Origin of the sequence: Acinetobacter sp. ANC 4169, from assembly GCF_002135355.1 — a bacterium.
Taxonomy (GTDB): Bacteria; Pseudomonadota; Gammaproteobacteria; order Pseudomonadales; family Moraxellaceae; genus Acinetobacter.
The window spans coordinates 23150-43086 of sequence record NZ_NEGE01000010.1 but is presented as its reverse complement, the minus strand read 5'-3'; the positions used below and the strand labels follow the sequence as shown (position 1 = coordinate 43086).

Here is a 19937-nt window from a genome sequence, read left to right as displayed (position 1 = left end):
TCGGAACATTGATATTGAATGTTGAGCTTTAACCCTCATATTATTGAAACTGCATTTAAGTATAGAAGCTGAATAATATGTCGGATAGTCATCAACCTTTTGAATTAGTGACCAGTTATCAACCCGCGGGTGATCAGCCACAAGCCATTGAAAAATTAGTCAAGGGTATTCAAAAAGGCTATCACGACCAGTTGTTGCTTGGGGTAACCGGTTCGGGTAAAACTTATACCATGGCCAATGTGATTTCCCAGTTACAGCGCCCAACCATTGTTATGGCGCATAACAAGACCCTGGCTGCACAGCTGTATGGTGAATTCAAGTCGTTTTTCCCCAATAATGCAGTTGAATATTTTGTCAGTTATTATGACTATTATCAGCCTGAAGCTTATGTGCCTTCTTCCGATACCTTTATTGAAAAAGATTCAGCCATTAATGATCACATTGACCAGATGCGGCTTTCAGCAACACGTTCATTATTAGAACGCCGTGATGCCATTATCGTGGCTTCGGTTTCTGCAATTTATGGTCTGGGTGATCCGAATGCCTACATGAGCATGTTGCTGCATATTGTGCAGGGTGACCGAATCAGTCGTGATGACATCATTCGCCGTCTGGTGGAAATGCAATATACTCGTAACGAGCTGGAGTTCTTGCGCGGTACCTACCGTATCCGTGGCGAAATTATTGATATTTTCCCGGCCGAGTCGGATCAGGACGCCATTCGGATTGAACTTTTTGATGATGAAGTCGATTCCATTCGCTGGTTTGATCCTTTAACTGGAAAAATGGTGCGTAAAGTGCCGCGTGTCACGATTTATCCTAAAAGTCATTATGTTACCCCAAAAGACAATCTGACCCGTGCCATTGGCACCATTCGCGAAGAACTTCATGAGCGTTTAGGTTTCTTTCGTGCCAATGACAAATTGCTGGAAGCACAGCGCATTGAACAGCGTACCCGCTATGATCTGGAAATGATGCAACAGTTGGGCTATACCAACGGTATCGAAAACTATTCACGACATTTATCCGGTCGGCCGGCAGGTGAAGCACCACCGACATTATTTGACTATATTCCCGATGATGCCTTGCTGATTATCGATGAATCGCATGTGACGGTTCCGCAAATTGGTGCCATGTATAAGGGCGACCGTTCGCGTAAGGAAAATCTGGTCAACTATGGTTTCCGTCTGCCGAGTGCTTTAGATAACCGTCCAATGCAATTTGAAGAATGGGAACGCATTATTCCATCAACGATTTATGTCAGTGCAACCCCGGCAAAATACGAACTTGAAAAATCCGAGCAGATTGCCGAGCAGGTGGTTCGCCCAACTGGGCTGTTGGATCCTGAAATTGAAATTCGCCCCGTGCTGACTCAGGTCGATGACGTGCTTTCGGAAATCAATATCCGCAAGGAACTCGATGAACGCGTTCTGGTGACGACCTTGACCAAACGGATGGCGGAAGATTTAACCTCATATTTAAAAGAATACGGGGTCAAGGTGGCCTATCTGCATTCAGACATTGATACGGTGGAACGTACCAAAATTATTCATGAGCTGCGTAGCGGTGTACATGATGTACTGGTCGGTATTAACCTTCTGCGTGAAGGTTTGGATATGCCGGAAGTGTCACTGGTGGCGATTTTGGATGCCGATAAAGAAGGTTTCTTGCGTTCGGAACGTTCACTGATTCAAACCATTGGTCGTGCCGCACGTAATGTGAAAGGTAAAGCGATTTTGTATGCCGACCGGATCACTGATTCCATGCAAAAGGCGATTGATGAAACCGAGCGACGCCGTGCCAAACAGATTGAGTTCAATAAATTGCATGGCATTACACCACGAAGTACCAAGCGTCAAAATAACCAGGATATCGATACTGGTGAAGTGCTGAATGATGATCAAATTGACGAGAAAATCTCGGATCAGGCTCGTGCTTTAAGTGCCGATGAACGCCACATTTTGGCAGACCCTAAATTGCTGGCCAAACATTTGTCCAAACTGGAAAAAGAGATGCTCAAAGCCTCGAAAGAATTGCAGTTTGAACAGGCAGCACGACTACGGGATGAGATTGTACGCCTGAAGGCACAGATGCTCAGTTAGTTGGATGATTTTTATTGCAAAATCATTACATAACGCTACAGTATGATTTGGTCGGAGTCGTTATTTTTAAATGCGTAAGCACTTTAAGAATTTAAAAAATTGACTGAAAGGTATTTTTATGACAACAAATGATCTTCCAAAAGCGGGCTATAAAATGGCAAAAATTGCCATAGGTGGAGCGGTATTATTGGGGTTGGGTATGGCGACTATGGCCTATGCACAAACCAAACCATTACAAACAGTGGAAAAGGTCGAGCTGGATAAATATCTGGGCGTCTGGTATGAAGTGGCACGTAAACCCATGTACTTTCAAAATAAATGTGATCATGATGTTTCTGCCACATATACCTTGAATGAGAATGGCAATGTGGGCGTAGATAACCGCTGCTATACCAAAGATGGCAAACTCACCCAGTCGGTTGGTGAGGCTTTTGTGCAAAATGCGCCTTTTAATACGAAATTAAAAGTCAGTTTCTTGCCTGATGCAATTCGCTGGTTGCCTGTGGGTCGTGGCGATTATTGGGTACTTAAAATAGATGACGATTATCAAACTGTATTGGTCGGTGAGCCGCGACGCAAATACATGTGGGTATTGTCACGTAGCCCGCAACCCGATCAGGCCGTTGTTAAAGAGTATTTAGAATATGCACAATCGGTGGGCTATGACTTGGGCGATGTGATTCATACCAAGCAGACAGTGAAATAGTAGACTGAATATTTAACAAAAGTTCAAAACCATGCTTAGGCATGGTTTTTTATTTGCTACTATAGCCTGACTTAAAAAAAAGATGAATGATCGATTATTTTGGGATCATTACGTATGCGCATGAAATGGATAATATCCTTGAGGTAAAAGATGTATAAAGGCTTGGCTTTGTCGGTATTGGCATCTGTTACTTTTGGGGTATTGTATTTTTATAGCCAGTTTTTGAAACCTTTTGATAGCGAACAAACTTTTGCCTGGCGGATGCTGGCGACGCTGCCTTTTTTAACCCTGTTTATGTACTGGTCTGGTGATTTACAGCATATTTCCCAGATTTTTAAACGTATGGTTAAACAGCCTGTGTTTCTGATCTGGCTGATTTTTAGTTCCATTTTGTGTACCACACAGTTATGGCTGTTTCTATGGGGGCCCATCAATGGTCGTGGCTTGCAAGTTTCACTGGGTTATTTCTTATTGCCTTTGGTGATGGTGCTGGTCGGTTGTGTACTGTATAAAGAAAAACTATCGAAATGGCAGCTGGCGGCTGTGATCTTGGCCATTTTAGGGGTAGGACATGAAATCTGGCGTATAGGCAGTATTGCCTGGGAAACCGTGTATGTCGCTTTGGCTTATCCCTTGTATTTTTTCTTGCGTCGTCGTTTTGGTACAGATCATTTGGGTGGTTTTTGGTGGGATTTGTTTTTAATTCTGCCAGTGGCTTTTTATTTGGGCTTTATTCATAGTGACACCTTGGGTGTGATGGGATCTTTCCCGCATTTAATCTGGGCCGTGATTGGTCTGGGTTTTTTAAGTGCACTGGGGTTGGGTAGTTATATTTTGGCCAGCCGATATTTGCCATTTGTCATTTTTGGACTACTCAGTTATCTGGAACCCGTGCTTTTGGCCTTTGCTTCTATTGTGTTGGGGGAACGGGTTGAGACAGGAGAATGGCTGACTTATATTCCCATCTGGATTGCCGTTTTATTGCTGGTCATTGAAGGTACAATTCATATCATCAAACAAAAGCATAAACAGCGTGCACTGAATCAAAATGTGGAAAACTATCAGGATCGTTTGAAATAGACTGCATTCGGTAAACTGGGTAAAAACTCAGGTTGTTTGATTAAGCAACATTTAACAAAAAAGTATACTTTTACTTTTTAAATCGCTTTCTGATCTTTTAACAGTAAAATCATGAAAATAATTACAACTATTTTATAAATTTATAGTGAATATATCGTAAAAAGCACGTTGAACATTCAGCTTTTGATTCAAAGTTGCTGATAATTCCTTTACAATTGTCGGGTTTGAAATTTATGCCTAGATATACAATTAATTAGAGGACGTAGCTGTGAGCAAAGACACTATCATCGCCCTACATGCAGAGCACCAAGGTCGCTGGAAAAACCGTGAAGAAATCGCGGAACGTATGATTGCCCTGATTGGTCAATTATATCGTGAGAAAAATATCGTGACTTCTGTATACGGTCGTTCTTTAGTTAACCGTTCAGTAATCCAGATTTTAAAAGCGCATCGCCGTACACGTGTTATGGATGTTGAGCTTTCAGTCGTTAACACTTTCCCGATTTTAGAAGCTTTAGCTAAAATTGAAAATATTGGTTCAGCAGAAATTGATCTAGGTAAACTTGCTGTTGAATTCAAGGAAAAAGGCGGTGACGTAGACGCTTTTGTTGCTGACGTAGTGAAATCTTTAGCAGGTAATGCGAAGGTTGTAGAAGGCAAAGATGTTGTTCTTTACGGTTTTGGTCGTATTGGTCGTATTCTTGCGCGTTTAATCATTGGCCAATCAGGTTTGGGTCGTGGTTTAAATCTTAAAGCGATTGTGGTGCGTAAATCATCTGATGGTGATTTGGAAAAACGTGCTTCATTACTGCGTCGTGACTCTATCCATGGTCCGTTCCAAGGCACAATTTCAGTTGATGAAGAAAACGAAGCTATTATTGCAAATGGTAACTTCATTAAAGTGATCTATGCATCTAGCCCATCTGAAGTGGACTACACTGCTTACGGTATTAACAATGCACTGGTGATTGATAACACTGGTAAATGGCGTGATGCTGAAGGTCTTGCTCAACATCTTCAATGCCCGGGCGCTGCACGCGTAATCTTGACTGCACCTGGTAAAGGTGACATGAAGAACGTTGTATACGGTGTGAACCAGGCCGACATTCTTGATGAAGATACTATTATCTCTGCTGCAAGCTGTACCACTAACGCCATCACGCCAACACTTAAAGTGTTAGAAGACAAATACAAAGTACTGAATGGTCACGTTGAAACAGTTCACTCGTTCACTAACGACCAGAACCTGATCGACAACTACCATAAAGCTGACCGTCGTGGCCGTGCTGCTACTTTGAACATGGTTATTACGGAAACAGGTGCTGCTAAAGCGGTTGCTAAAGCACTTCCTGCGCTTAAAGGCAAGTTGACTGGTAACTCTGTACGCGTTCCTACACCAAACGTTTCATTGGCTATTCTTAACTTGACCCTTGAGAAAGAAGTAGATCGTGAAGAAGTGAACGAATACATTCGTCAAATCTCGATCAACTCAAACCTTCAAGGTCAAATCGGTTATACCAACTCGACTGAAGTTGTGTCTTCTGACTTTATCGGTTCACGTACTGCAGGTGTATTTGATGCGCAAGCAACAATCACTTCAGGCAACCGTTTAACTTGCTACGTTTGGTACGATAACGAAGTAGGTTATAGCTGTCAGGTATTACGTATTGCTGAACAAATGGGCGGCGTAAGCTATCCTAAGATTCCTACTGAAACAAATGCATAATTTGTAAAGTAGTACGAAAAAGAGCCTTATTTGAGGCTCTTTTTTTGCATTAAAAAAATTGGCAGATACTTTTCTTTGCCGAATATTTATAAGGCATCTCGACATTATTATAAAAAATCCCCCTGAGCATACAGAGGGATAAAGATAAAGGGCCGTGAAATTTAAAGCATTGCCCTAACTGAAGCTTGTATTGGCGTTGTTGGATGGTTGATCAGCTGTTCCAAATCTTTGCGATCGCTAAACATTGCACCTTTTGCGGTTTGTACATCTGCATCTACAATCACTTCGACCAAGCCTGCGGGCAAACCAGCCTGAATCAGGGCTTGTGTATATTCTTCAGCGCTGAGGCTTTGGTAGTTTACCGTTTTACCCGAGGCTACCGAAATATAGCCTGCTAAATCCGCAAGGCTAAAACTGCTTGAGCCTGAAAGTTCATAGGTTTTGTTTTCATGCCCTGAACCTGTTAATACTTTGGCTGCTGCCTCTGCATAGTCTGCCCGTGCTGCGGAACTGATTAAACCGTTTTGTGCTGCGCCGAATAAAGTTCCGGTTTCAATGGTATGGGCTAAGCCAGCCAGGTAGTTTTCGCTATACCAGTTATTGCGTAAAAAAGTATAGTTTAAACCGCTCGCCTTAATCAGGCTTTCGGTTTCACGGTGTTCCTGTGCTAAACCTAAAGGAGAAGTATCTGCATTGAGTAGACTGGTATAGGCAATATAAGGAACGTCTGCTTGTTTCGCTGCTTCAATCACGGCTTGATGCTGTGGGGTGCGGCGGCCAATTTCATTGGCTGAAATCAGTAAAAGTTTATCGATGCCATGTAAAGCCGGTGCTAATGTTTCTGGCTGATCATAATCAAAATGACGTACTTCAACCCCTTGATCTGTCAAAGCCCGGGCTTTGGAGGGTGTACGAACCAAGGCGACAATATTTTGTGCAGGGGTATTTTTTAATAAAAACTCAATGACGAGTTGACCAAGCTGACCTGTTGCACCTGTAACTGCAATTTTCATAACATGAACCTCTGGATTTTGCTGAATAAATGTACTTGATGGCTAAATCTTAATCTGTTAACTTACTAAATGTAAGTACGTACTAAAAAGTAAGCTTATTACCCCCAGGAGAGAATTGATGACAGCCTACGCAACCAGTAAATTATTAGGTCAAGTTTTATCCACTGAATGTCCATCACGAGAAATATTGGAACATCTCGCGAACAAATGGTCGGTATTGGTTTTACGCTGTTTAAGTGATGGGGTACATCGTTTTAGTGAACTGAAACAGCGGATTGAAGGGGTGAGTGAAAAGATGTTGTCACAAACGCTGAAAATGCTGGAACAGGATGGTTTTATTTTACGTACGGTCTATCCGGTGGTGCCACCCAAAGTGGAATATCAGTTGACCATTTTAGGTTCGCAAGCTGCAGAAAAAATGAATTATCTGATTGGCTGGATTGAAAAAAGTTTGCCTGAGATTTTGGAGAATCAGCAACGCGTGGCAAAATAAGTTAACTGGGGTTTTGGCTAGGCTGCTGTCAATGAAATTGGGATGCCCGCTATTTAATTTGGGTGATCTCAATAGTAACGATCACTCAATTTTATAAATGCACTGATGTTCCTCAATTTTATCTATAGAGTTAAACTATTCTTTTAGAAAAACAATAAGCTGAACGAAATTTATAGTATTGCTGAATAATTCTATTCGAGAAATCCTTTAAAATATGGCAGAATATGGGGTTTTAAAGTTTTTAGAGGATTGGCAGCATGCGCTTTGTTGATGAAGCAGTCATTACCGTAGAGGCTGGCGACGGTGGCAATGGCGTAGCCAGTTTTCGCCGTGAAAAGTTCGTGCCATTTGGTGGTCCAGATGGTGGTGATGGTGGTCGTGGCGGCAGCATTTATATTCAAGCCGACGACAATACAAGCACCCTTGTAGATTATCGTTATACACGTAAATTCCGTGCAGAACGTGCAAAAAATGGTCGCGGTGCAAACTGTGCAGGCCGTGGCGGTGAAGACACCGTATTATTGGTTCCAGTTGGAACCACCATTGTAGATACTGAGTCTGGCGATATTATCAGTGACTTGGTCTCTAATGGTCAGCGTGTAATGGTGGCAGCAGGTGGTGAAGGTGGTTTGGGTAATACTCACTTCAAATCTTCTACCAACCGTTCACCGCGTAAATGTACCCACGGCGCCAAAGGTGAATACCGTGAAGTACGTTTAGAACTTAAAGTATTGGCGGATGTTGGCTTGCTAGGGATGCCTAACGCAGGTAAATCGACCTTTATTCGTGCAGTTTCTGCTGCAAAACCAAAAGTTGCAGATTATCCATTTACGACCATGGTGCCAAATTTGGGTGTGGTGGATGCCGATAGCCATCGCTCATTTGTGATGGCGGATATTCCAGGACTGATTGAAGGTGCAGCTGAAGGTGCAGGTCTGGGTATTCGTTTCCTGAAACATTTGGCACGTACCCGTATTTTGTTGCACATTGTCGATGTTCAGCCGATTGACGGTTCAGACCCTGCGCACAATGCCAAAGCAATTTTGAATGAGTTGAAAAAATTCTCCCCAACACTTTCTAAATTGCCAGTGGTACTGGTGCTGAACAAGGTTGACCAGTTGGCCGAAGACACGCGTGAAGAATGGTGTAACCATCTTCTTGAAGAAATGCAGTGGAATGGTCCTGTATTCAAAACTTCGGGCCTAATGTCTGAAGGGACCAAAGATGTTGTGTATTACCTGATGGATGAAATCGAGAAACAACGTGAACTCGAAACTGAAGATCCAGAATACGCAGCACAAGTAAAAGCATTCCGTGACCAGCTTGAAGCTGAAACACGTGAACAAACCATCGCAGCAAAAGAAGCGTATCGCGAGATGCGTCGTCAACAACGTCTTGCCGGCATATTGGGCGATGACGATGATGATGAAGACGGTGATGATGGCGAAATGGAAGTGTACTACGTACGTTAAGCTCTGAAATATGAGTAACTGAGGACAAGATGATAGAAGTGGTAGATGGGCAACGTCAGCTCAAGGCTTGTAAACGAATCGTTGTTAAAATCGGATCATCTTTACTCACAGCAAACGGAACAGGGTTAGATCTGGATGCAATTTCGCATTGGGCGAAACAGATTGCAGATCTGCACAATGCAGGACATGAGATTATTCTGGTGTCTTCCGGTGCTGTGGCTGAAGGTATGGTTCGAATGAAACTTGAGAATCGACCCACCGATCTACCCAGTCTTCAGGCCTGTGCTGCCATTGGTCAAATGGGGCTGATTCAGACCTGGTCAAGTGTATTGGAAAAGCATTCCATTCAAACGGCTCAGGTTTTATTAACCCATGATGACCTGGCAGACCGTCGTCGTTATCTTAATTCATGTGATGCCTTACAGAACCTGATTGACTGGCATGTGGTACCTGTGATCAATGAAAATGACACAGTATCGACCGATGAAATCCGCTTTGGTGATAACGATACCCTGGCTGCTATGGTGGCAGGTCAGGTGCATGCCGATTTGCTGATTATCCTGACTGATCAGCAAGGCATGTTTGATTCTGACCCGCGTTCAAATCCGGATGCCAAACTGTTCCATACCGTGCGTGCATTGGATGAAAGCCTGTTTGACATGGCAGGTGGTGGCGGTAAATTTGGCCGTGGCGGTATGCTGACCAAAGTTCGTGCTGCACGTTTGGCGGCAAAATCGGGTTGTCCAACGCTGATTGCCAGTGGTGAAAGTGACAATGTGCTTGCTCGCTTAATGTCGGGCGAATTGTTAGGAACTTTGTTCATTACCGATAATGACCGTATTACCGCGCATCAGCAATGGTTGGCGGCACACTTACAAACGGCTGGCCGTTTGGTGCTGGATGATGGTGCAGTCAAAGCGATTAAAGAAAACCATCGCAGTCTGTTACCTGTAGGGGTGAAAGCTGTGGAAGGTCACTTTGAACGTGGTGATGTGGTTGAATGTGTGGACCAAGAGGGCCATCGCATTGCTGTTGGTCGCGTCAACTTCAGTTCGCGTTCTGCTGAAATTGTCAAAGGTTTGGCATCGGATAAAGTGCATCAGGTTTTGGGTGAAGCGCGTTCCCTTGAGATGATTCATCGTAACCATATGGCGATTTATTAAGTCATTTAGATTCAAGTTTAGAGATTAAAAAATCCCGCTTTAGAGCGGGATTTTTTATGTCTTTTATGTATAGTGGTTGAGTTATTTAATCAGGCCTTTTTGAATCAGCGGATTAAACAACTTTTGATACATCCACATCACCCCAGACATCAGTTTTGCCTGATAGCAGTTCCATAGTTTTAACCCTGCAAGATTTACCACCCACGACAAGACAAAGGCACCCAGCATATCAATCGGGAAATGCACACCCACATAAACCCGTGACCATGCCACCAACCATGCAACTGCCAGCAAAAATCTGCCAATATCCCGTCGTGCCGAGAAATAATAAGCAAAGGCAATACTGCTAAAAATGGTCATGTGATTGCTGGGAAATGATCCTGTTGCTTCGTGTGTAATTAAAGTCTGACCGACATGCCTTACAAAAGGACGGGGAGTATTGAACAGGTAAGATGCTACTTCGCTGATGGAAAGGGCAATGCAACAAAATATAAAGGCTTTTAGAATCAGGGTTTTTGAATTTTGACTCCCATAAAGCCAAAACAAGGCAAAGCAGATAACCAGAAGAAAGACTAAGTCATGGGCGACAAAAGTGGCAAAGTGCATCATCAAAGGAGAGGCCTGTTCAGGTACGTTCAGGATGCTAAACAGATCAAGATTTAAATTTTCAATGGACATGTGGTAGTGAGGGGGAGATAAAAGCTGAAAGATGGGGTGATTTTACAAGAAAAATAAAATGAAACTCGTAATAGGATTGTCGCTATATTGTTGTAAGTACCCTAATTTGCTCATAAAAAAACCGTGTATGTACACGGTTTTTATTTAAATCAGCATTTAATTATTTAAACTGAATTGAACCATTGGCATTCACAGTAATTTTAGATTCACCAGCGGCGACATTTTGCGCATCGGCGGCTTCAGCACCTGCAAATTTCGCCATATTGGCACGCATCATCACCGGTTGCGGATAATAGTTATTGGTATTCAGATTTAAATTGACCAATTGATAACCTGATTTATTCCATGCCGAAGTCAACATTTGTGCACGTTGCTGAAAGTTTTTAGAGGCTTCCACCATCAATTCATTTTCTACTTTTTTACGTTGTGTATCAGAAACAGTAAAGTTAATCGACTGAGTCTGGAAGTTCTGCTGCAATTCGCTGATCAACTGGCTAACGGCTTTAAAGTCGGTACTTTCTAAACGAATTTCTGCCCGACCACGCCATTCTTTCAATTTTTGGCTGTCATTGTCATAAACAGGATAAGTGCTCTGAGCACCCGTTTCGACTTTTACTTGCGGATATTTTTTTGATGCTGCTATGGCTTGGTTCATTAATTGTGTGATGAGTGCAGAAAGTTCGGCTGGCTGTTTCTTGCTTCTTTCAATATATAAAACCGCATGCATTTCATCATTGGAAATTTGACGTGTTGCTTCAGCTTGCACATTGACTAAATTATAGTTCAGCTGTTCTGTTTGCTGCGCAAAAGCAGTCGTTGAAAGTACGCCAGCAAGTACCAGAGAGGAGAGAGTTAAATATCGCATTATTTTTACCTGTTTTTTGTAAAGAAAGGTTCAGCTTTTAGTATGCATGGTATCGCTACTTCATGAGGATTTTTTGTAGACTTTGTGTCAAGATTGTAATCGATTTTATTTTTATTTCAAAAAAGTACTTGTAAATAAAACATTTAAAAATTAAATACTTAAAGTGCTTTAGTTTAAGTAATTACGTTAATCCAATCTTTTGCATAAAAAAAGTATAAAAATAAGGTTTTCTTTAGCCTGTCACACTGTAAGATGATAATTCAATCTAAGATTTGGCTTGATATATTTTTTCGATCGGTTTTGGACAGATAAAGTCATAAAACTTGTTTATTTTATTGAAAAATTCTGTATCATCCGCCGTTTAGTTATGATGTATAAATCAAGTCATCAAACTAGATTCTATAAAGCACCGAGTCAAAGGACCACAAGTCACCCGACTTATTTCTTTCAACCCATATCAGAGATGGTAATTCGATATGAGCGTTTCTTCTGTAAATCCTGCCACTAAGTCTACTAACGAATACTATTTGACTCGCCAAAGCCAGATGGAATCCAATGTTCGTAGCTATCCACGTAAATTGCCGTTAGCGATAGCAAAAGCCTTAGGTTGTTGGGTTACTGATGTTGAAGGTACAGAGTACCTCGATTGTTTAGCTGGGGCAGGAACATTGGCTTTGGGCCATAATCATCCTGCGGTAATTCAAAGTATTCAGGACACTCTTGCGAGTGGTTTGCCATTACATACTTTAGATTTAACGACACCTTTAAAAGATGCATTTACTGAAGCATTACTTGAACAGCTCCCTGGTGGGAAGGAAGAGTATTGCCTACAGTTCTGTGGTCCGTCTGGTGCAGACGGTACAGAAGCAGCAATTAAATTAGCAAAAACCTATACCGGTCGTAGCTCAGTGATCAGCTTCTCAGGTGGCTATCACGGTATGACTCACGGTTCTTTGGCAATGACGGGTAACCTGTCTGCGAAGAATTCAGTGAATGGCTTAATGCCAGGCGTACAGTTTATGCCATATCCGCATGAATACCGTTGCCCATTGGGTATTGGTGGTGAAGCGGGTGTTGATGCCTTGACTTATTATTTCGAAAACTTCATTGAAGATGTAGAAAGTGGTGTAACCAAGCCAGCAGCGGTGATTCTTGAAGCGATTCAAGGTGAAGGCGGTGTGGTGACTGCACCTGTAAAATGGTTGAAAAAAATCCGTGAAGTGACTGAAAAACACAACATCGTGTTGATTCTTGACGAAGTTCAAGCAGGCTTTGCGCGTTCAGGCAAAATGTTCGCATTCGAACACGCAGGTATTGAACCTGACGTGATCGTGATGTCTAAGGCGGTGGGTGGTAGCTTGCCACTTGCAGTACTGGGTATTAAACGTAAGTTTGATGCTTGGCAGCCAGCGGGTCACACCGGTACTTTCCGTGGTAACCAGTTGGCGATGGGTACAGGTCTTGCGACCATCAAAACCATCAAAGAACAAAATCTTGCGCAAAATGCTCAAGAGCGTGGTGACTTCCTCCAAGCTGAAATTAAAAAATTAGCGGTAGAATTCCCATGTATCGGCAACGTACGTGGTCGTGGCTTAATGATTGGTGTTGAAATTGTTGACGAACGTCAAGCGGCAGATCACATGGGTTCATTACCCGGTGATGGTCAATTGGCAGCGGCAATCCAGGCAGCATGTTTCGACAACAAACTTTTGTTAGAGAAAGGCGGTCGTAACGGTACAGTAATTCGTTTACTTTGCCCATTGATTATCAATCAAGCTGAATGTGAAGAAGTTATTGTCCGCTTCAAAAAAGCTCTTGCTGAAGCACTTGTTGCAACTCGAGGCGCGTAATCATGGTTGATTTTGCAGAACATCGTAAAGCGTTATTCTGCAATGATGCACAGTCTATTGCTGACTATCAGTCGGCAATGGATGAAGCGGTAAAAGCCGTTTCAGCATGGTTGCAAAACGACAAAATGTACACCGGCGGTAGCATTAAAGAGCTACGCAGTGCGATTGCATTTCATCCTTCAAAAGAAGGCATGGGTTTACATAAATCTCTTGAGCGTATGGTTGAGCTTTTCTTAAACAAAAGCTTGAAAGTACATCATCCGCACTCGTTAGCACATTTGCATTGCCCGACCATGGTGGCGAGCCAAATTGCAGAAGTGCTGATTAATGCAACCAACCAGTCGATGGACTCATGGGATCAAAGCCCTGCCGGTTCATTGATGGAAGTTCAGCTGATTGACTGGCTACGTCAAAAAGTCGGCTACGGTTCAGGTCAGGCAGGTGTGTTCACTTCTGGTGGTACCCAGTCTAACTTGATGGGTGTGCTGCTGGCACGTGATGCGTGTGTCGCGAAAAACTGGAAAGACGAAAACGGTAATCCGTGGTCAGTTCAGCGTGATGGTATCCCTGCAGATGCTATGCGTAATGTCAAAGTCATCTGTTCTGAAAATGCACACTTCTCTGTGCAAAAGAACATGGCGATGATGGGCATGGGCTTCCAGTCTGTGGTCACTGTTCCTGTGAACAACAATGCACAGATGGATGTAGACGCACTGGAAAAAACCATGGCTCAGCTTCAGGCTGAAGGCAAGATCGTGGCATGTGTGGTTGCAACTGCAGGTACGACCGATGCCGGTGCGATTGACCCATTGAAACAAATCCGTGCAATCACCAACAAATATGGTGCGTGGATGCATATCGATGCGGCATGGGGTGGTGCACTGATTCTGTCAAATGACTATCGTTCTATGCTTGATGGTATTGAATTGTCTGATTCTGTGACACTCGATTTCCACAAACATTACTTCCAAACCATTTCTTGTGGCGCGTTCTTGTTGAAAGACGAAGCGAACTACCGTTTCATGCATTATGAAGCTGAGTACTTAAACTCTGCTTATGATGAAGAACATGGTGTGCCGAACCTGGTGTCTAAGTCATTACAAACCACGCGTCGTTTTGATGCGTTGAAATTGTGGATGACAGTTGAAGCATTGGGTGAAGAGCTTTATGGTTCGATGATCGACCATGGTGTGAAGTTGACGCGTGAAGTGGCTGACTACATCAATGCAACTGCTGGTTTAGAGATGCTGGTTGATCCACAATTTGCTTCTGTATTGTTCCGTGTGGTACCAGCAGGCTATCCAGCTGAATTGTTAGATACACTCAACCAGAACGTTGCAGACGAGTTGTTTGCACGTGGTGAAGCGAATATTGGTGTAACTAAAGTGGGTGATGTTCAATCATTGAAAATGACCACTTTAAGCCCGGTAGCAACACTTGAAAACGTGAAGAACTTGCTTGCACTTGTGCTTGCAGAAGCTGACCGTATTAAAGATGCAATTGCTGATGGTACATATACACCTGCGATTGATTAATCGATGTAGTTGTATTGAGTATTGAAAAAGGAGATCTATGGATCTCCTTTTTTTTGTGTATGTATGTTCAAATTCAGGATTTTCTAAAAAAACATACAGGGTTTAGATCATACAAAAATGACAGATATAAGAATTATTACAAATTCGTCGTCAAAACACCCACTTTTATTATCTTTGAAAGAATATTTTACATATTGAATTTAAAGGAAAATTTTATAAATCAAAGTGGATAGAACAATTATCATCAAAGCGTCACAATGCTGTAACTTCTTTGTCATATTCTAAAATCAAAATGCAATGGACGAAATAAGTACAAAACTGAATAAAAAGTGGCGTACTTCAAAATTGCATCTAATGAAGAGAGAAAAGAATGCGCTTAAATCACATCGCACTTGCTTTAGCAGTTTCAGGGGCAGCTGTAGCAACCACAGCAAATGCAGCTCGTGACACGATCCAAATCGCTGGTTCTTCAACCGTTTTACCATACGCAAGTATTGTAGCTGAAGAGTTTGGCAACACTTTCCCGCAGTTTAAAACACCAGTTGTTGGTTCAGGTGGTACCTCAGGCGGTCTGAAACAATTCTGTCAGGGTGTAGGTGATAATACCATCGACATCGCCAATGCATCACGCAAGATTAAAGATTCTGAATTGGCTGCATGTAAAAAAGCCGGTGTGAATCAGGTGATTGAAGTTAAAGTAGGTTATGACGGTATTGTATTCGCATCTAATGCGAAGAAGGCGACCTATAAATTACGTCCACAACATGTGTTTGCAGCACTGGCAGCAGAATTGCCATCGAATGGTAAATTGGTAGCCAACCCTTATACACGTTGGAACCAGATTGATAAAGCACTGCCAAATGAACCGATTACTTTGGTGATTCCAGCTTCTAACCATGGTACGCGTGAAGTGTTCCAGGAAAAAATGGTTGAAGCCGGTTGTGAATCTTATGAATATTTCAAGAATTTAGACAAAGATGCACAGAAGAAAGCATGCGCTAATTTCCGTAAAGACGGTAAAGTGATTGAAATCGCAGGTGATTATACTGAAACGCTTGCCCGCTTAAAGACCTCTCCAAGTGCCATTGGCGTATTCGGTTTAGGTTTCTATGACCAGAACCGCGACAAATTACGTGTAGCTAGCGTGAACAATGTAATTCCATCAGAGAAAACCATTCTTAATGGTTCTTATCCGGTATCACGTCCATTGTTCTTCTATGTGAAAGGTGAACACCTTAAATCAATCAAAGGTTTACAACAGTACTCTGAATACTTCATCAATAAAAAAGTATCTGGTAAAGGTTCTAAGCTAGAAAAAGCTGGCCTAATTTCAATGTCTGATAAAGAACGTGCAAAAGTTCTTGCAGCATTAAAAGCTGGTAAAGCGGTTAAGTAATCATAATGATAGAAGCTGGTGCTAGGATGATTCCTAGCATCAGTCTTTTTGCAAAGACAAGGATTTTTCAAAACATGAAAATTGAAAAAATGCCGGAGAATACATGAATCTGCTACTCATAGGTGTGTTATTGGCCTTGATTGCCGTAGCTTATCAAATCGGATTATCTAAAAGTCGTAAGCTGGCAGGTAAGGGCAACAATACCGCGAATCTGCACTCTCGTCCGGGATATTACGGTGCATTGGTGGCTTTATGGTGTGGTATCCCTGCGCTTTTAATTTTACTTGTTTGGAACATTGTCGAACCGAATATCTTGCGGCACGTGGTATTAAGTAATGTCCCTGCAAATATTGCAGCTACATTAGACCAGGCCGGAGTAGAAGTTTTAATTGACCGGGTACAAGACATTGCCTCTGGTTTTGGTGTCAGTGATCAGGCAGCAGCCTATGAGCTTGCAGCTGCACAACAATTATCCAAAATTGAGAGCATTAGTGCTTTTGCCAAATTGGCAGTAGTGATTTGCGCAGCCTTAATAGGGCTGGTATGGGCCAAAAAACGGGTATCCCAACAATATCGCGCCCGTAATCAGGTTGAAAAAACCATCAATGTGGCCTTGGCTCTGTGTTCTGGGGTGGCAATTTTAACCACCATCGGTATTGTCATGTCGATGTTTAGTGAAGCGATGCGCTTCTTTCACTTCGTCAGCCCACTCGATTTCTTCTTGGGTACAGAATGGAATCCCGGTTTTAGTACATCAGGAAATGCCGAAGGAAGTTATGGTTTGCTGCCACTGCTCTGGGGCACGCTCATGGTCAGTGGTATTGCACTCTTGGTCGCAGTGCCTGTAGGACTGATGATTGCCATCTATCTGGCTGAATATGCATCCTCTGGCTTTCGCTCTTGGGCAAAACCCACGATTGAAGTGTTGGCCGGTATTCCTACGATTGTGTATGGCGTATTTGCCCTGATGGTGATTGGCCCGTTTTTTAAAATGCTGGGTGCCGCGGTAGGTTTGGAAATTAATGCGACCAGTGCCTTAACAGCCGGTTTTGTGATGGGGATTATGATTATCCCGTTTGTTTCATCACTTTCAGATGACATTATTACCCAGGTGCCTCGTGCGCTGCGTGATGGTTCTTTAGGGCTAGGTGCGACCAAGTCGGAAACCATTCGCCAAGTGGTTTTACCCGCAGCATTGCCGGGGATCATTGGTGCATTCTTACTTGCCGCTTCACGTGCCATTGGTGAAACCATGATTGTGGTTTTGGCTGCAGGCAACAGTCCATTACTGCATGTCAATCCGCTTGAAGCCATTTCAACCGTGACCATTACCATTGTCAATCAGCTGACAGGGGATACCGACTTTGCCAGCCCACAGGCTTTGGTGGCATTTGCCTTAGGTCTGACCCTGTTTGTGATTACTTTAGGTCTGAACATTGTTGCACTGTATATCGTGCGTAAATATCGCGAGCAATACGAATGAGTACTTCTAAGACATCTTCCATGGATCAGGTACTTGATCCACGCGTTGCCGCGGAATTACGTGAAAAACGTAAACAAAAGATCAGCAGCTCTTTGGCAAAGCGACATCGTAAAGAAAAAACCTTCCGCATTTTTGGTTTTTCTGCGGTCATTACCGGTCTGTTTTTTGTCGTGCTGTTATTTGGCAGCATTCTGGCGAAAGGCTTGCCGGCATTCTGGCAAAGCAGCATGACTGTTCCAGTTTATTTTGATCCAACTGTAATTAATGTGGGCGCGAAGCCGGTTAAAAAAGCAGACGAATCTCCGGCGCATTTTCAAGAGCGTTATGTTGCCTGGCAAACTGAAATGGGCATGGTGGATTGGGATGCTTTAATCGTAAATGGTCTCATTGCCAAAGATCCAAGCGTTGCCGCAAAACGAGACGAGCTTGGCAGCTTGTATACCAGTTCTGAAGCCTACCGCTTACGTGATATGGTGCTTGCAGATCCGGCACTCATCGGTCAGAAAAAAGAGATGAATATTTTGGCGGATGCCAATGTCGATGTCTGGCTGGCAGGCAATATTGATCGCAGTTTGCCTGATGATCAGCAACAGCTTAGCCCTGAAATTCGTCAGCTTGCCGATCAGCTTAAAGCCAAAGGCGTGCTTGAAAATACATTCAATACCAATATCTTTACCAATCCAGACTCGCGCAGCTCTCCAGCGACTTCCGGTTTGGCAGGTGCATTCATGGGCTCATTGTTCATGATGCTGATCGTGATTTTTATCTCGATTCCAATTGGTGTGGCATCAGCCATCTATCTTGAAGAATTTGCACCTAAAAACTGGATTACAGATGTTGTTGAAGTGAATATCAATAACCTCGCAGCCGTGCCTTCGATTGTGTTTGGTTTGCTCGGTGCTGCCATTTTTATTGGCTGGATGCATTTGCCAATTTCTGCACCCTTGGTTGGTGGTCTGGTTTTAAGCCTGATGACACTACCTACGGTCATTATTACTACCCGTGCATCACTCAAAGCCGTGCCACCGTCAATTCGTCAGGCAGCGTTGGGATTGGGTGCTTCTCGTGTACAAACGGTATTTCACCATGTCTTGCCGCTGGCAATCCCGGGTATTTTGACCGGTGCTATTATTGGTGTGGCACAGGCCTTGGGTGAAACCGCACCGTTACTACTGATTGGTATGAGTGCCTTTGTTGCCAGTGTACCGACTACGCCATTTGATCAATCCACAGCATTACCTGTACAAATTTTCTTATGGCAGGGCAATGAATTACGTAACTTCTTTGAAGGACGTACCGCTGCAGCAATTATTGTCTTACTTGTCATGATGGTGGGTTTGAATAGCCTGGCCATCTGGTTACGTAAGAAATTCGAAGTGCGCTGGTAAGTGAGGACAATATATGAATACAGTAACAGCTACAGCAACAACAAATTCATTAGAACAGGATGAATCCGTGAATCCAGAACAGAAACAATTTACCTCTCCTGAAATAGAGCAAAAGCGTTCAGGTACTGCTTTTGTTTCTCAATTCGACACTCACACCTCTACAAAGAAAGAAAATGAAACGTCGAATGTGAAACTGAGTACTTCGGATGTGCATGTTTATTATGGTGAAGCAGAAGCCATTAAAGGCATTGACCTGAAGATTTATGAAAATGAAGTGATCGCCTTTATTGGTCCATCGGGCTGTGGTAAATCGACTTTCCTGCGTACCTTAAACCGTATGAATGACACGATTGATAGCTGCCGGGTAACCGGTAAGGTTATGTTGGATAATCAGGATATCTATGACCCGAATCTGGATGTGGTATTGCTCCGTGCTCAGGTTGGCATGGTATTCCAAAAGCCAAACCCTTTTCCGAAATCCATTTTTGACAACGTGGCGTATGGTCCAAAGCTGCATGGCCTGGCACGCGATAAATACGATCTGGAAGAAATTGTGGAAAATAGCCTGCATAAAGCCGGACTTTGGGATGAAGTCAAAGACCGTTTAAACCAGCCGGGTACAGGTCTTTCAGGTGGTCAGCAGCAGCGTTTATGTATTGCGCGTACCATTGCGGTGAGTCCGGAAGTCATCTTGATGGATGAACCATGTTCCGCACTGGATCCGATTGCAACAGCAAAAATTGAAGAACTGATTTCTGAGCTTTCTACTCAGTACACCATTGCGATTGTCACTCACTCGATGCAACAGGCAGCGCGTGTATCTGACCGTACCGCATACTTCCATTTAGGTGATCTGATTGAAGTGAACTCGACTGAAAAAGTCTTCACTCAGCCGGATCATCAATTGACTGAAGCTTATATTACCGGTCGCTTTGGTTAATCTTTATGTGCATAAAAAGGGCCGTCAGGCTCTTTTTTTATGGTTAC

At 43.1% G+C, this 19937-nt stretch carries 16 protein-coding genes; 13 read left to right on the top strand and 3 right to left on the bottom strand.

Annotated elements, in window-relative coordinates; genetic code table 11:
* The first annotated feature begins 77 nt into the window (after positions 1-77).
* The 4 genes from uvrB to B9T26_RS08950 all read left to right on the top strand — a co-directional run bounded on the left by uvrB (position 78) and on the right by B9T26_RS08950 (position 5614).
* Positions 78-2102, top strand: coding sequence for an excinuclease ABC subunit UvrB (uvrB, locus tag B9T26_RS08965; protein WP_086199365.1), 2025 nt, complete (start codon positions 78-80; stop codon positions 2100-2102).
* Between the two features lie 118 nt (positions 2103-2220).
* Positions 2221-2808, top strand: a complete 588-nt coding sequence (locus B9T26_RS08960; protein WP_086199364.1) for a lipocalin family protein — start codon at positions 2221-2223, stop codon at positions 2806-2808.
* Positions 2809-2958: 150 nt separating this feature from the next.
* The gene (gene rarD / locus B9T26_RS08955) at positions 2959-3888 is read left to right on the top strand and encodes an EamA family transporter RarD (protein ID WP_086199363.1); all 930 of its coding nucleotides are present in this window, start codon (positions 2959-2961) and stop codon (positions 3886-3888) included.
* 268 nt (positions 3889-4156) lie between these two features.
* A complete protein-coding gene (locus B9T26_RS08950) occupies positions 4157-5614 on the top strand; it encodes a glyceraldehyde-3-phosphate dehydrogenase (RefSeq protein WP_086199362.1) in 1458 nt (485 codons plus the stop codon).
* 161 nt (positions 5615-5775) lie between these two features.
* Here the strand turns inward: B9T26_RS08950 and B9T26_RS08945 are convergent, their stop codons facing one another.
* The gene (locus B9T26_RS08945) at positions 5776-6627 is read right to left on the bottom strand and encodes an SDR family oxidoreductase (RefSeq protein ID WP_086199361.1); all 852 of its coding nucleotides are present in this window, start codon (positions 6625-6627) and stop codon (positions 5776-5778) included.
* 118 nt (positions 6628-6745) lie between these two features.
* On the opposite strand from B9T26_RS08945, the gene B9T26_RS08940 reads away from it, so the two are divergent.
* The 3 genes from B9T26_RS08940 to proB all read left to right on the top strand — a co-directional run bounded on the left by B9T26_RS08940 (position 6746) and on the right by proB (position 9755).
* Positions 6746-7120 (top strand): winged helix-turn-helix transcriptional regulator, encoded by a 375-nt coding sequence (locus B9T26_RS08940; RefSeq protein WP_086199360.1) that lies wholly within the window; start codon positions 6746-6748, stop codon positions 7118-7120.
* Positions 7121-7377: 257 nt separating this feature from the next.
* Complete coding sequence (cgtA, locus tag B9T26_RS08935) at positions 7378-8592, top strand: Obg family GTPase CgtA (RefSeq protein WP_086199359.1); 1215 nt, start codon at positions 7378-7380, stop codon at positions 8590-8592.
* Between the two features lie 29 nt (positions 8593-8621).
* A complete protein-coding gene (proB, locus tag B9T26_RS08930; protein ID WP_086199358.1) occupies positions 8622-9755 on the top strand; it encodes a glutamate 5-kinase in 1134 nt (377 codons plus the stop codon).
* A gap of 81 nt (positions 9756-9836) precedes the next feature.
* Here proB and B9T26_RS08925 read toward each other — a convergent pair whose 3' ends face one another.
* Entirely contained in the window at positions 9837-10433 is a 597-nt protein-coding gene (locus tag B9T26_RS08925; protein ID WP_086199357.1) for a phosphatase PAP2 family protein, read from the bottom strand.
* Between the two features lie 160 nt (positions 10434-10593).
* Positions 10594-11298 carry an SIMPL domain-containing protein gene (locus B9T26_RS08920; protein ID WP_086199356.1) on the bottom strand — a complete coding sequence of 235 codons (705 nt, stop codon included), beginning with the start codon at positions 11296-11298 and terminating at the stop codon, positions 10594-10596.
* A gap of 476 nt (positions 11299-11774) precedes the next feature.
* Between B9T26_RS08920 and B9T26_RS08915 the strand changes: the two genes are divergently transcribed.
* From B9T26_RS08915 to pstB, 6 genes are all read left to right on the top strand, one after another.
* Entirely contained in the window at positions 11775-13148 is a 1374-nt protein-coding gene (locus tag B9T26_RS08915) for a diaminobutyrate--2-oxoglutarate transaminase (protein WP_086199355.1), read from the top strand.
* 2 nt (positions 13149-13150) lie between these two features.
* Positions 13151-14683 carry a pyridoxal phosphate-dependent decarboxylase family protein gene (locus B9T26_RS08910; protein WP_086199354.1) on the top strand — a complete coding sequence of 511 codons (1533 nt, stop codon included), beginning with the start codon at positions 13151-13153 and terminating at the stop codon, positions 14681-14683.
* 370 nt (positions 14684-15053) lie between these two features.
* On the top strand, positions 15054-16079 hold the full coding sequence (locus tag B9T26_RS08905; RefSeq protein ID WP_086199353.1) for a substrate-binding domain-containing protein: 1026 nt from the start codon (positions 15054-15056) through the stop codon (positions 16077-16079).
* Positions 16080-16182: 103 nt separating this feature from the next.
* Entirely contained in the window at positions 16183-17562 is a 1380-nt protein-coding gene (pstC, locus tag B9T26_RS08900) for a phosphate ABC transporter permease subunit PstC (RefSeq protein WP_086199352.1), read from the top strand.
* On the top strand, positions 17559-18950 hold the full coding sequence (gene pstA, locus B9T26_RS08895; protein ID WP_086199351.1) for a phosphate ABC transporter permease PstA: 1392 nt from the start codon (positions 17559-17561) through the stop codon (positions 18948-18950). The genes pstC and pstA overlap by 4 nt, the downstream gene beginning before the upstream one ends.
* Before the next feature lie 13 nt (positions 18951-18963).
* Entirely contained in the window at positions 18964-19890 is a 927-nt protein-coding gene (pstB, locus tag B9T26_RS08890) for a phosphate ABC transporter ATP-binding protein PstB (RefSeq protein WP_086199350.1), read from the top strand.
* Positions 19891-19937 lie beyond the last annotated feature (47 nt).

Excerpts from the sequence above, each read along its gene's own strand:
- uvrB (WP_086199365.1), top strand. The coding sequence starts at position 78 with ATGTCGGATAGTCATCAACCTTTTGAATTAGTGACCAGTTATCAACCC.
- B9T26_RS08960 (WP_086199364.1), top strand. The coding sequence starts at position 2,221 with ATGACAACAAATGATCTTCCAAAAGCGGGCTATAAAATGGCAAAAATT.
- rarD (WP_086199363.1), top strand. The coding sequence starts at position 2,959 with ATGTATAAAGGCTTGGCTTTGTCGGTATTGGCATCTGTTACTTTTGGG.
- B9T26_RS08945 (WP_086199361.1), bottom strand. The coding sequence starts at position 6,627 with ATGAAAATTGCAGTTACAGGTGCAACAGGTCAGCTTGGTCAACTCGTC.
- B9T26_RS08940 (WP_086199360.1), top strand. The coding sequence starts at position 6,746 with ATGACAGCCTACGCAACCAGTAAATTATTAGGTCAAGTTTTATCCACT.
- cgtA (WP_086199359.1), top strand. The coding sequence starts at position 7,378 with ATGCGCTTTGTTGATGAAGCAGTCATTACCGTAGAGGCTGGCGACGGT.
- proB (WP_086199358.1), top strand. The coding sequence starts at position 8,622 with ATGATAGAAGTGGTAGATGGGCAACGTCAGCTCAAGGCTTGTAAACGA.
- B9T26_RS08925 (WP_086199357.1), bottom strand. The coding sequence starts at position 10,433 with ATGTCCATTGAAAATTTAAATCTTGATCTGTTTAGCATCCTGAACGTA.
- B9T26_RS08920 (WP_086199356.1), bottom strand. The coding sequence starts at position 11,298 with ATGCGATATTTAACTCTCTCCTCTCTGGTACTTGCTGGCGTACTTTCA.
- B9T26_RS08915 (WP_086199355.1), top strand. The coding sequence starts at position 11,775 with ATGAGCGTTTCTTCTGTAAATCCTGCCACTAAGTCTACTAACGAATAC.
- B9T26_RS08910 (WP_086199354.1), top strand. The coding sequence starts at position 13,151 with ATGGTTGATTTTGCAGAACATCGTAAAGCGTTATTCTGCAATGATGCA.
- B9T26_RS08905 (WP_086199353.1), top strand. The coding sequence starts at position 15,054 with ATGCGCTTAAATCACATCGCACTTGCTTTAGCAGTTTCAGGGGCAGCT.
- pstC (WP_086199352.1), top strand. The coding sequence starts at position 16,183 with ATGAATCTGCTACTCATAGGTGTGTTATTGGCCTTGATTGCCGTAGCT.
- pstA (WP_086199351.1), top strand. The coding sequence starts at position 17,559 with ATGAGTACTTCTAAGACATCTTCCATGGATCAGGTACTTGATCCACGC.
- pstB (WP_086199350.1), top strand. The coding sequence starts at position 18,964 with ATGAATACAGTAACAGCTACAGCAACAACAAATTCATTAGAACAGGAT.